General features: G+C 56.7%; 19 protein-coding genes. All 19 read left to right on the top strand.

What is annotated here, in order from left to right:
• Positions 1 to 14: 14 nt before the first annotated feature.
• Complete coding sequence (rpsL, locus tag ACQ4OD_RS17740) at positions 15 to 386, top strand: 30S ribosomal protein S12 (RefSeq protein ID WP_003255492.1); 372 nt, start codon at positions 15 to 17, stop codon at positions 384 to 386.
• Positions 387 to 492: 106 nt separating this feature from the next.
• Positions 493 to 963 (top strand): 30S ribosomal protein S7, encoded by a 471-nt coding sequence (gene rpsG, locus ACQ4OD_RS17735; RefSeq protein WP_023628750.1) that lies wholly within the window; start codon positions 493 to 495, stop codon positions 961 to 963.
• Between the two features lie 30 nt (positions 964 to 993).
• Entirely contained in the window at positions 994 to 3138 is a 2145-nt protein-coding gene (gene fusA, locus ACQ4OD_RS17730; protein WP_139668115.1) for an elongation factor G, read from the top strand.
• A gap of 31 nt (positions 3139 to 3169) precedes the next feature.
• Positions 3170 to 4363, top strand: a complete 1194-nt coding sequence (tuf, locus tag ACQ4OD_RS17725; protein ID WP_038707241.1) for an elongation factor Tu — start codon at positions 3170 to 3172, stop codon at positions 4361 to 4363.
• Positions 4364 to 4504: 141 nt separating this feature from the next.
• Complete coding sequence (gene rpsJ / locus ACQ4OD_RS17720) at positions 4505 to 4816, top strand: 30S ribosomal protein S10 (protein ID WP_003186070.1); 312 nt, start codon at positions 4505 to 4507, stop codon at positions 4814 to 4816.
• A gap of 80 nt (positions 4817 to 4896) precedes the next feature.
• On the top strand, positions 4897 to 5532 hold the full coding sequence (gene rplC / locus ACQ4OD_RS17715; protein ID WP_011531887.1) for a 50S ribosomal protein L3: 636 nt from the start codon (positions 4897 to 4899) through the stop codon (positions 5530 to 5532).
• Positions 5533 to 5544: 12 nt separating this feature from the next.
• Positions 5545 to 6147, top strand: coding sequence for a 50S ribosomal protein L4 (rplD, locus tag ACQ4OD_RS17710; RefSeq protein WP_003255485.1), 603 nt, complete (start codon positions 5545 to 5547; stop codon positions 6145 to 6147).
• Positions 6144 to 6443 carry a 50S ribosomal protein L23 gene (rplW, locus tag ACQ4OD_RS17705; RefSeq protein WP_003255484.1) on the top strand — a complete coding sequence of 100 codons (300 nt, stop codon included), beginning with the start codon at positions 6144 to 6146 and terminating at the stop codon, positions 6441 to 6443. Before rplD ends, rplW begins: the two co-directional genes overlap by 4 nt.
• Positions 6444 to 6457: 14 nt before the next feature.
• Positions 6458 to 7282 carry a 50S ribosomal protein L2 gene (gene rplB, locus ACQ4OD_RS17700; protein ID WP_003255483.1) on the top strand — a complete coding sequence of 275 codons (825 nt, stop codon included), beginning with the start codon at positions 6458 to 6460 and terminating at the stop codon, positions 7280 to 7282.
• 16 nt (positions 7283 to 7298) lie between these two features.
• Positions 7299 to 7574: a 30S ribosomal protein S19 gene (rpsS, locus tag ACQ4OD_RS17695; protein ID WP_010486981.1), complete on the top strand. Its 276-nt coding sequence runs from the start codon at positions 7299 to 7301 to the stop codon at positions 7572 to 7574.
• A gap of 11 nt (positions 7575 to 7585) precedes the next feature.
• Positions 7586 to 7918, top strand: a complete 333-nt coding sequence (gene rplV, locus ACQ4OD_RS17690; protein WP_003103908.1) for a 50S ribosomal protein L22 — start codon at positions 7586 to 7588, stop codon at positions 7916 to 7918.
• Between the two features lie 13 nt (positions 7919 to 7931).
• Entirely contained in the window at positions 7932 to 8618 is a 687-nt protein-coding gene (gene rpsC, locus ACQ4OD_RS17685) for a 30S ribosomal protein S3 (protein ID WP_011531889.1), read from the top strand.
• Positions 8619 to 8630: 12 nt separating this feature from the next.
• Entirely contained in the window at positions 8631 to 9044 is a 414-nt protein-coding gene (rplP, locus tag ACQ4OD_RS17680) for a 50S ribosomal protein L16 (protein WP_009397508.1), read from the top strand.
• Entirely contained in the window at positions 9044 to 9235 is a 192-nt protein-coding gene (rpmC, locus tag ACQ4OD_RS17675; protein WP_002555481.1) for a 50S ribosomal protein L29, read from the top strand. Before rplP ends, rpmC begins: the two co-directional genes overlap by 1 nt.
• A 2-nt stretch (positions 9236 to 9237) precedes the next feature.
• Positions 9238 to 9504, top strand: a complete 267-nt coding sequence (gene rpsQ / locus ACQ4OD_RS17670) for a 30S ribosomal protein S17 (RefSeq protein ID WP_003255478.1) — start codon at positions 9238 to 9240, stop codon at positions 9502 to 9504.
• Positions 9505 to 9527: 23 nt separating this feature from the next.
• The gene (gene rplN / locus ACQ4OD_RS17665) at positions 9528 to 9896 is read left to right on the top strand and encodes a 50S ribosomal protein L14 (protein ID WP_008089810.1); all 369 of its coding nucleotides are present in this window, start codon (positions 9528 to 9530) and stop codon (positions 9894 to 9896) included.
• Positions 9897 to 9907: 11 nt separating this feature from the next.
• Complete coding sequence (rplX, locus tag ACQ4OD_RS17660) at positions 9908 to 10222, top strand: 50S ribosomal protein L24 (RefSeq protein WP_023629180.1); 315 nt, start codon at positions 9908 to 9910, stop codon at positions 10220 to 10222.
• Positions 10223 to 10242: 20 nt separating this feature from the next.
• A complete protein-coding gene (gene rplE, locus ACQ4OD_RS17655; RefSeq protein ID WP_003255474.1) occupies positions 10243 to 10782 on the top strand; it encodes a 50S ribosomal protein L5 in 540 nt (179 codons plus the stop codon).
• 13 nt (positions 10783 to 10795) lie between these two features.
• Positions 10796 to 11101, top strand: a complete 306-nt coding sequence (rpsN, locus tag ACQ4OD_RS17650) for a 30S ribosomal protein S14 (RefSeq protein ID WP_023629181.1) — start codon at positions 10796 to 10798, stop codon at positions 11099 to 11101.
• Positions 11102 to 11299 lie beyond the last annotated feature (198 nt).

The following is an 11299-nucleotide window of genomic DNA, read 5'->3' as shown; positions in this document are numbered from 1 at the left end:
AGTGGAGCTAGTAGATGGCAACTATCAACCAGCTGGTACGTCAGCCGCGTAAGCGTTCGGTCGAGAAGTCCGACGTTCCTGCGCTGCAGAACTGCCCGCAACGTCGTGGCGTGTGCACCCGTGTGTACACCACCACGCCGAAAAAACCTAACTCGGCACTGCGTAAAGTATGCCGTGTGCGTCTGACCAACGGTTTCGAGGTTTCCTCGTACATCGGTGGTGAAGGCCACAACCTGCAAGAGCACAGCGTCGTCCTGATCCGTGGCGGCCGTGTAAAAGACTTGCCAGGTGTTCGTTACCACACCGTTCGCGGCTCTCTGGATACTTCGGGCGTCAAAGGCCGTAACCAGGGTCGTTCGAAGTACGGTACCAAGCGTCCGAAGTAATCGGTCGTTTGCACATATCCATTTTTTTGAGTCGATAAGAGTAAGGTCGGGCAGGGGTCGAAGACCCACGTCCCGGGCTAACCTGAAGACCGTTTGAGGGCTTATCATGCCAAGACGTCGTGTAGCAGCAAAACGTGAGATCCTGGACGATCCGAAGTACGGATCCCAGATCCTCGCCAAGTTCATGAACCACGTGATGGAAAGCGGCAAGAAGGCTGTGGCCGAGCGCATCGTTTACGGTGCCCTGGATGCAGTCAAAGCACGCAAGAACAGCGACCCCCTGGAAATCTTCGAGAAAGCTCTCGACGCCATCGCTCCGCTGGTCGAAGTAAAGTCCCGCCGTGTCGGCGGTGCCACTTACCAGGTCCCGGTTGAAGTTCGTCCGTCCCGTCGTAACGCTCTGGCAATGCGCTGGCTCGTAGACTACGCCCGCAAGCGCGGCGAGAAGTCGATGGCCCTGCGCCTGGCCGGTGAGCTGCTGGATGCTGCCGAAGGCAAGGGTGCTGCAGTCAAGAAGCGTGAAGACGTGCACCGTATGGCCGAAGCCAACAAAGCGTTCTCGCACTACCGCTTCTAATTCAAGCATCAATTATTTTGCGAGGGCTTTATGGCTCGTACTACAGCAATTAACCGCTACCGTAACATCGGTATCTGCGCGCACGTTGACGCGGGCAAGACTACCACTACCGAGCGGATCCTGTTCTACACAGGTCTGAGCCACAAGATGGGCGAGGTGCATGACGGCGCCGCGACCACCGACTGGATGGTGCAGGAGCAGGAGCGCGGTATCACCATTACCTCCGCTGCCGTTACCACCTTCTGGAAAGGTTCTGTCGGTCAGTACGACAACTACCGCGTAAACGTCATCGATACCCCCGGCCACGTTGACTTCACCATTGAAGTTGAGCGTTCGCTGCGCGTACTCGACGGCGCGGTCGTTGTGTTCTGCGGTACCTCCGGCGTTGAGCCGCAGTCCGAAACCGTATGGCGTCAAGCCAACAAGTACGGTGTTCCACGTGTTGTCTACGTGAACAAGATGGACCGTGCCGGTGCCAACTTCCTGCGCGTCGTAGGTCAGATCAAGAACCGTCTGGGCCACACCCCGGTTCCGGTTCAGCTGGCCATCGGTTCGGAAGATAACTTCCAGGGTCAGGTCGATCTGATCAAGATGAAGGCTATCTACTGGAACGACGACGACAAAGGCACCACTTATCGCGAGGAAGAAATTCCTGCCGATATGCTGGAGCTGGCTCAAGAGTGGCGCTCCAACATGGTTGAAGCGGCTGCAGAGTCCAGCGAAGAGCTGATGAACAAGTACCTGGAAGGCGAAGAGCTGACCGTCGAAGAGATCAAAGCCGGTCTGCGCGCGCGCACCCTGGCCAGCGAGATCGTTCCGGCTGTCTGCGGTTCGTCGTTCAAGAACAAGGGCGTTCCCCTGGTTCTCGACGCTGTCATCGACTACCTGCCTGCTCCGACCGAGATCCCTGCAATCCAGGGCATCAACCCGGACGACAAAGAGCTGGACAAAGAAGATCCGGCTGTTCGTAAGGACGAGCGTCACGCAGACGACGACGAGCCGTTCTCGGCTCTGGCGTTCAAGATCGCGACTGACCCGTTCGTGGGTACTCTGACCTTCGTTCGCGTCTACTCGGGCGTTCTGGCCTCCGGTGACTCGGTCATCAACTCGGTCAAGGGCAAGAAAGAGCGCGTTGGTCGTATGGTGCAGATGCACGCCAACCAGCGTGAAGAGATCAAGGAAGTACGCGCTGGCGACATCGCGGCCCTGATCGGCATGAAAGATGTGACCACCGGCGAAACCCTGTGCAACATCGAGAAGCCAATCATCCTTGAGCGTATGGACTTCCCTGAGCCGGTGATTTCGCTCTCCGTCGAGCCGAAAACCAAGGCTGACCAAGAGAAGATGGGTATCGCTCTGGGCAAGCTGGCCCAGGAAGACCCGTCGTTCCGCGTCAAGACCGACGAAGAAACCGGCCAGACCATCATCTCCGGTATGGGTGAGCTGCACCTGGACATCCTCGTTGACCGCATGAAGCGCGAATTCAACGTCGAAGCCAACATCGGTAAGCCTCAGGTTTCGTACCGTGAGAAGATCACCAAATCCGGCGTTGAGATCGAAGGCAAATTCGTTCGTCAGTCGGGTGGTCGTGGTCAGTTCGGTCACTGCTGGATCCGTTTCTCGGAGCCAGATCAGGACGACAAGGGCAACATCACCGAAGGTCTGGTGTTCTCCAACGAAGTCGTTGGCGGTGTGATTCCTAAGGAATTCATCGCTCCGATCCAGAAGGGTATCGAAGAGCAGATGAAAAACGGCGTTGTTGCCGGTTATCCTCTGATCGGCCTGAAGGCCACGGTATTCGACGGTTCGTACCACGACGTCGACTCCAACGAAATGGCGTTCAAAATCGCTGCTTCGATGGCAACCAAGCAACTGGCCCAGAAGGGCGGTGGCGTGGTTCTCGAGCCGATCATGAAGGTCGAAGTTGTAACCCCGGAAGACTACCTGGGTGACGTGATGGGTGACCTGAACCGTCGTCGTGGTCTGGTCCAGGGTATGGATGAGTCGGTCTCTGGCCGCGTCGTCCGCGCTGAGGTTCCGCTGGGAGAGATGTTCGGTTACGCAACCGACGTTCGTTCCATGTCTCAGGGTCGCGCAAGCTACTCCATGGAATTCTCGAAGTACGCTGAAGCTCCGTCGAACATCGTCGAAGCTCTCATTAAAAAACAAGGCTGATTCAGCCCCTTTAGGCTAGGAGTTCACTGTCGTGGCTAAAGAAAAATTTGATCGTTCCCTTCCGCACGTCAACGTTGGCACCATCGGTCACGTTGACCACGGTAAAACCACTCTGACCGCAGCTCTGACCCGCGTCTGCTCCGAAGTTTTCGGTTCGGCCGTCGTTGAGTTCGACAAGATCGACTCGGCTCCGGAAGAAAAAGCTCGCGGTATCACCATCAACACCGCGCACGTCGAGTACAACTCGAACATTCGTCACTACGCTCACGTTGACTGCCCAGGTCACGCTGACTACGTGAAGAACATGATCACTGGTGCTGCCCAGATGGACGGCGCGATCCTGGTTTGCTCGGCCGCCGATGGTCCGATGCCACAAACCCGTGAGCACATCCTGCTGTCCCGTCAGGTTGGCGTTCCGTACATCGTGGTCTTCCTGAACAAGGCTGACCTGGTAGACGACGCTGAGCTGCTGGAACTGGTCGAGATGGAAGTTCGCGACCTGCTGTCCACCTACGACTTCCCAGGCGACGACACCCCGATCATCATCGGTTCGGCTCGTATGGCGCTGGAAGGCAAAGACGACAACGAAATGGGCACTACCGCTGTCAAGAAGCTGGTAGAAACTCTGGATGCCTACATCCCTGAGCCAGTTCGTGCCATCGATCAGCCGTTCCTGATGCCAATCGAAGACGTATTCTCGATCTCGGGTCGTGGTACCGTTGTTACCGGTCGTATCGAGCGTGGTATCGTCCGCGTTCAGGACGCCCTGGAAATCGTTGGTCTGCGTGACACCACCACCACCACCTGCACCGGTGTTGAGATGTTCCGCAAGCTGCTGGACGAAGGTCGTGCTGGCGAGAACTGCGGCGTTCTGCTGCGTGGTACCAAGCGTGACGACGTTGAGCGTGGCCAGGTTCTGGTCAAGCCAGGTTCGGTCAAGCCGCACACCAAGTTCACCGCAGAAGTCTACGTCCTGTCGAAGGAAGAAGGCGGTCGTCACACTCCGTTCTTCAAAGGCTACCGTCCTCAGTTCTACTTCCGTACCACTGACGTGACCGGTAACTGCGAACTGCCGGAAGGCGTTGAAATGGTAATGCCAGGTGACAACATCCAGATGACTGTCACCCTGATCAAGACCATCGCAATGGAAGACGGTCTGCGTTTCGCCATCCGTGAAGGCGGTCGTACCGTCGGCGCCGGCGTCGTAGCCAAAATCATCGAGTAATCACTCGACCGATTGAAAAAGCCCCCGCTCAGCGGGGGCTTTTTTTATTGGGTTGACACTAAATTGGGGCGTCTATAGAATCACGCCTCCTTTTAGCGGGCGTAGTGCGTCCGTTGGGAACAGCCTGGAGTCTGAAATCCAATGCAAAATCAGCAAATCCGTATCAGGTTGAAGGCTTTCGACCATCGCCTGATCGACCAATCCACCCAGGAAATCGTGGAAACCGCGAAACGTACTGGTGCACAGGTGCGTGGTCCAATTCCACTGCCTACCCGCAAAGAGCGTTTCACCGTTCTGGTCTCCCCGCACGTCAACAAAGACGCGCGTGACCAGTACGAGATTCGCACTCATAAGCGTGTTCTGGACATCGTCCAGCCAACGGATAAAACCGTTGACGCGCTGATGAAGCTCGATCTGGCGGCCGGCGTGGAAGTACAGATCAGCCTCGGCTAAGACTTCGGTCTGGTCGTGTAACGCTCTGAAATGGGCGGCCATAGCGGGTGAAAGCCCCGTACACTCATGAGGTTTACAACATGACTATTGGTGTAGTCGGTCGGAAAGCGGGCATGACCCGTATTTTCACCGAAGAAGGTGTCTCCATTCCGGTCACGGTCATTGAGATCGAGCCGAATCGCGTCACCCAGTTCAAAACCGAAGAAACTGATGGCTACCGTGCAGTGCAAGTCACTGTCGGCGAGCGTCGTGCTTCGCGTGTGACCGCCGCTCAGGCAGGCCACTTTGCCAAGGCCAACGTTGCCGCTGGTCGCGGTGTCTGGGAGTTCCGTCTTGAAGAAGGCGATTTCCAGGCTGGCGATCTGATCAAAGCTGAACTCTTCACTGCAGGCCAGCTGGTAGACGTAACCGGTCAGTCCAAAGGTAAAGGCTTCGCCGGTACCATCAAGCGCTGGAACTTCCGTGGTCAAGATAACACCCACGGTAACTCCGTATCGCACCGTGTCCCTGGCTCCATCGGCCAGTGCCAGACTCCTGGTCGTGTATTCAAGGGCAAGAAAATGTCCGGTCACATGGGCGCTGAGCGCGTGACTGTGCAGTCCCTGGAAGTAGTACGCGTAGACGCTGAACGCAACCTGCTGCTGATCAAGGGTGCCGTTCCAGGCGCTACTGGCGGCGACGTGGTTGTGCGTCCAGCTGTCAAGGCTCGCGGGTAAGGGGAAACTGACATGCAACTTAATGTAAATGACGCTCAGGCGATCGAAGTTTCCGAACTGACTTTCGGTGGCGAATTCAACGAGACGCTGGTACACCAAGCAGTCGTGGCCTACATGGCCGGCGGCCGTCAGGGCACCAAGCAGCAGAAGACCCGTTCTGACGTGGCCGGTGGCGGTAAGCGCCCATGGCGTCAGAAAGGTACTGGCCGTGCTCGTGCCGGTACTACCCGTGGTCCGATCTGGCGTGGCGGTGGTGTAACCTTCGCAGCTCGTCCTCAAGATCACTCGCAGAAGCTCAACAAGAAGATGTACCGCGCAGCCCTGCGCTCCATCCTCGCCGAGCTGGTGCGTAGCGACCGTCTGGTCGTGGTTCAGGACTTCGCTGTTGAAGCACCGAAAACCAAAGATCTGCTGAACAAGCTGAACGGCATGGGTCTGAGCGACGTACTGATCGTTTCGGACGCTGTTGATCAGAACCTGTACCTGGCTGCTCGTAACCTGCCGCACGTCGATGTACGTGACGTTCAAGGTTCCGACCCGGTCAGTCTGATCGCATACGAGAAAGTGTTGATCACTGTCTCGGCCGTGAAGAAATTCGAGGAGCTGCTGGGATGAACCAGGAACGCGTATTCAAAGTCCTCCTTGGCCCGCACGTTTCCGAGAAGGCTACCGTTCTGGCTGAGAAAAAAGGCCAGTTCGTATTCAAGGTTGCTACCGATGCAACCAAGCTGGAAATCAAGAAAGCTGTCGAAGGCCTGTTCAACGTAAAAGTTGAAAACGTGTCGACTGTTAACGTTCTGGGTAAAACCAAGCGTACCGCACGTGGTCTGGGCAAGCGTAATGACTGGAAGAAGGCGATCGTCTCCCTTCAGCCAGGCCAAGATCTCGATTTCAGCAGCAGTGCTGAGTAAGGAAGGGGTGCATCATGGCAATCGTTAAATGCAAACCGACTTCCCCTGGCCGCCGTTTCGTGGTCAAGGTGGTCAACAAGGAGCTGCACAAAGGCGCTCCTCACGCACCGCTGATCGAGAAGAAATCGAAGTCTGGTGGTCGTAACAACAATGGCCGCATCACCACGCGTCACGTGGGTGGTGGTCATAAGCAGCACTACCGTCTGGTCGACTTCCGTCGCAACGACAAAGATGGCATCCCAGCCACTGTCGAGCGTATCGAATACGATCCAAACCGTACTGCTCACATCGCCCTGCTGTGCTACGCAGACGGCGAGCGTCGCTACATCATCGCCCCTAAAGGCGTGAGTGCTGGCGACCAGCTGATCGCAGGTGCCCTGGCCCCAATCAAGGCCGGTAACTCCCTGCAACTGCGCAACATTCCAGTAGGTAGCACCATTCACGGCATCGAACTGAAGCCGGGTAAAGGTGCTCAGATCGCTCGTTCCGCTGGTGCTTCGGCTCAGCTGATCGCTCGCGAAGGTGTCTACGTGACCCTGCGTCTGCGCTCTGGTGAAATGCGTAAAGTCCTGGCTGAGTGCCGTGCGACCCTGGGCGAAGTCTCGAACTCCGAGCACAGCCTGCGTTCGCTGGGTAAAGCTGGTGCCAAACGCTGGCGCGGCGTTCGCCCAACCGTTCGTGGTGTTGCCATGAACCCGGTTGACCACCCACATGGTGGTGGTGAAGGTCGTACCTCCGGTGGTCGTCATCCGGTATCGCCATGGGGCTTCCCAACCAAGGGTGCCAAAACCCGTGGTAATAAGCGTACCGACAACATGATCGTCCGTCGTCGCAAGTAACTAGAGGGATACGACAGTGCCACGTTCTCTGAAAAAAGGTCCTTTTATCGATCTTCACCTGCTGAAGAAGATCGAAGTGGCGGTGGAGAAGAACGATCGCAAGCCAGTTAAAACCTGGTCGCGCCGTTCGATGATCCTGCCACAAATGGTCGGTCTGACCATCGCGGTACACAACGGTCGCCAACACGTCCCAGTTCTCGTGAACGAAGACATGGTCGGCCACAAACTGGGCGAGTTCGCCGGTACCCGCACCTACCGCGGGCACGTGGCTGACAAGAAAGCCAAGCGTTAAGGGGTAAGGAAATGGAAGTAGCCGCTAAGTTGTCGGGCGCTCGCATCTCCGCCCAGAAAGCCCGCTTGGTCGCCGACCAGATCCGCGGGAAGAAGGTGGGCGAAGCGCTCAACCTGTTGGCCTTCAGCAGCAAAAAAGCCGCTGAAATCATGAAGAAAGTCCTCGAGTCGGCCGTTGCCAACGCCGAACACAACGAAGGCGCAGACGTTGATGACCTGAAGGTCTCCACCGTCTTCGTCAACGAAGGGCGTTCGCTGAAGCGCATCATGCCACGTGCCAAAGGCCGTGCTGATCGCATCGTCAAGCGGTCTTGCCATATCACTGTCAAGGTTGCGGACAAGTAACGGAGTCGATCAGATGGGTCAGAAAGTACATCCCACTGGCATTCGCCTGGGAATCGTCAAGGAGCACACCTCCGTCTGGTACGCAGACGGCGCGACTTACGCAGATTACCTGCTGAAGGATCTGCAAACTCGCGAGTACCTCCAAGACAAACTAAAAAGCGCGTCCGTTAGCCGTATCGATATTCATCGTCCGGCTCAAACTGCACGCATCACCATCCACACCGCTCGTCCCGGTATCGTTATCGGCAAGAAAGGTGAAGATGTTGAGAAGCTGCGTCAGGACCTGACCAAGCAGATGGGTGTGCCTGTGCACATCAACATCGAAGAGATCCGCAAGCCGGAACTCGACGCCATGCTGGTTGCTCAGAGCGTAGCCCAGCAGCTGGAACGCCGCGTAATGTTCCGTCGCGCCATGAAGCGTGCCGTGCAGAACGCCATGCGTATTGGTGCCAAGGGCATCAAGATCCAGGTGAGCGGTCGTCTCGGCGGTGCCGAGATCGCACGTACCGAGTGGTATCGCGAAGGTCGTGTGCCCCTGCACACCCTGCGTGCCGATATCGACTACAACACCTACGAAGCTCACACCACCTACGGTGTGATCGGTGTGAAGGTTTGGATCTTCAAAGGCGAAGTTATTGGTGGTCGCCAGGAAGAGCTGAAGCCGCAAGCACCAGCGCCTCGTAAAAAAGCTGCTAAGTAAGGGGTACGCCAAATGTTGCAACCAAAGCGTACAAAATTCCGCAAGCAGATGACCGGCCACAACCGTGGTCTGGCACTGCGCGGTAGCAAGGTCAGCTTCGGCGAGTTCGCTCTGAAAGCTGTCGCCCGCGGTCGTCTCACCGCTCGCCAGATCGAGTCGGCACGTCGTGCCCTGACCCGTCACGTTAAGCGTGGCGGCAAGATCTGGATCCGTGTGTTCCCGGACAAGCCGGTTACCAAGAAGCCTCTCGAAGTGCGGATGGGTAAAGGTAAGGGTTCCGTGGAATACTGGGTTGCCCAGATTCAGCCAGGCAAAGTCCTGTACGAGATCGAGGGTGTTTCTGAAGAGCTGGCGCGCGAAGCTTTCGCCCTGGCTGCTGCAAAGCTGCCACTCGCCACCTCCTTTGTTAAGCGGACGGTGATGTGATGAAAGCGAATGAACTTCGTGAAAAATCCGCACAGCAACTGAATGAGCAACTGCTCGGCTTGCTGCGCGACCAGTTCAATCTGCGCATGCAGAAAGCAACTGGCCAGTTGGGGCAGTCGCACCTGCTCTCGCAAGTTAAGCGTGACATCGCTCGCGTGAAAACTGTGCTCAACCAGCAGGCAGGTAAGTGATCATGGCTGAAGCTGAAAAAACCGTCCGTACGCTGACTGGCCGTGTCGTCAGCGACAAAATGGACAAGACCATCACCGTTCTGATCGAGCGTCGCGTAAAGCACCCGATCTACGGTAAATACGTTAAGCGTTCGACTAAGCTGCACGCGCACGACGAAGCCAACCAGTGCAAGATCGGCGACAAGGTTTCCATCCGTGAAACCCGTCCGCTGGCCAAGACCAAGTCCTGGGCACTGGTTGAAGTCCTCGAACGCGCTGTTGAAGTCTAAGGGCTAGGGGTCGGAGAAATTTTATGATTCAGACTCAATCCATGCTCGATGTGGCCGATAACAGCGGCGCTCGTCGCGTCATGTGCATCAAGGTGCTCGGCGGTTCCCACCGTCGTTACGCCGGTATCGGTGACATCATCAAAGTTACCGTCAAGGAAGCAATTCCTCGCGGTAAGGTCAAGAAAGGCCAGGTGATGACCGCTGTTGTCGTCCGTACCCGTCACGGTGTACGTCGCGCTGACGGTTCCATCATTCGTTTCGACGGCAACGCTGCTGTTCTGCTGAACACCAAGCAAGAGCCGATCGGTACTCGCATCTTCGGGCCAGTGACCCGTGAACTTCGTACCGAGAAGTTCATGAAGATCGTTTCGCTCGCCCCTGAAGTGCTCTAAGGAGATCCGACATGCAAAAGATTCGTCGTGACGACGAGATCATCGTGATCGCCGGCAAAGACAAGGGTAAGCGCGGTAAGGTGCTGAAGGTTCTGGCTGATGACCGTCTGGTCATCGGTGGCGTGAACCTGGTCAAGCGTCATACCAAGCCTAACCCGATGGCGGGCGTTCAGGGCGGTATCGTCGAAAAAGAAGCGCCACTGCACGCTTCCAACGTTGCCATCTTCAACAGCGAAACCAACAAGGCTGACCGCGTTGGCTTCAAAGTAGAAGAAGGCAAGAAAATTCGTGTCTTCAAGTCGACCCAAAAAGCGGTTGATGCTTGAACACTGCTAGGTAGAAGACCATGGCACGACTGAAAGAGATTTACCGGAACGAAATCGCTCCCAAGCTTAAGGAAGAACTTAAGCTGTCGAACGTGATGGAAGTTCCGCGCGTTACCAAAATCACCCTGAACATGGGTCTGGGCGAAGCGATCGGCGACAAGAAAGTCATCGAGCACGCTGTTGCCGACCTGGAAAAGATCACCGGTCAAAAGCCGGTCGTGACTTTCGCTCGTAAATCCATCGCGGGCTTCAAAGTCCGTGAAGGCTGGCCGATCGGCGTCAAGGTGACCCTGCGTAGCGACAAGATGTACGAATTCCTGGACCGCCTGCTGGCGATCTCCCTGCCTCGGGTTCGCGACTTCCGCGGCCTGAATGCCAAGTCCTTCGATGGTCGTGGCAACTACAGCATGGGCGTGAAAGAGCAGATCATCTTCCCGGAAATCGACTACGACAAGATCGATGCTCTGCGCGGTTTGGACATCACCCTGACCACCACTGCTCGTTCGGACGACGAAGGCCGCGCTCTGCTGCGTGCTTTCAAGTTCCCGTTCCGCAACTGATTGGAGTAGGAAAATGGCCAAGAAGAGCATGAAGAACCGCGAGCTGAAGCGTCAGCTCACGGTAGCCAAGTACGCCAAAAAGCGTGCCGAGCTGAAAGCGACCATCGTCAACCTGAACGCCTCTCCAGAAGAGCGTTTCGCTGCCGTTGTCGCCCTGCAGAAGCAACCACGTGACGCCAGCGCTTCGCGCATGCGTAACCGTTGCCGCATCACCGGTCGTCCGCACGGCGTGTACCGCAAGTTCGGCCTCGGCCGTAACAAGCTGCGCGAAGCTGCCATGCGTGGTGACGTGCCGGGTCTGGTCAAGGCCAGCTGGTAATCCCGGTTGGCGTGACCGCCGGTGGAAGGGGAGCGATCTTCCGACCGCCGGTGACCTCGCATTGAAACAAGCCCCTATATGGGGCTTGTTTCGTTTCTGCCTTGTGTCTAGAATGACCGGCTCACCTGAGCCCGGGTTTTTTGCCCTGCCTGTTCGGGTGGTTGTGATAGCCGCAAGGCTAATAATTCTTGTATCAGG

This window comes from Pseudomonas sp. WC1, from assembly GCF_050586565.1.
In the GTDB taxonomy this organism is placed as follows: domain Bacteria; phylum Pseudomonadota; class Gammaproteobacteria; order Pseudomonadales; family Pseudomonadaceae; genus Aquipseudomonas.
The sequence above is the reverse complement of the archived record's forward strand: the minus strand, read 5'-3'. Positions and strand labels throughout refer to the sequence as shown.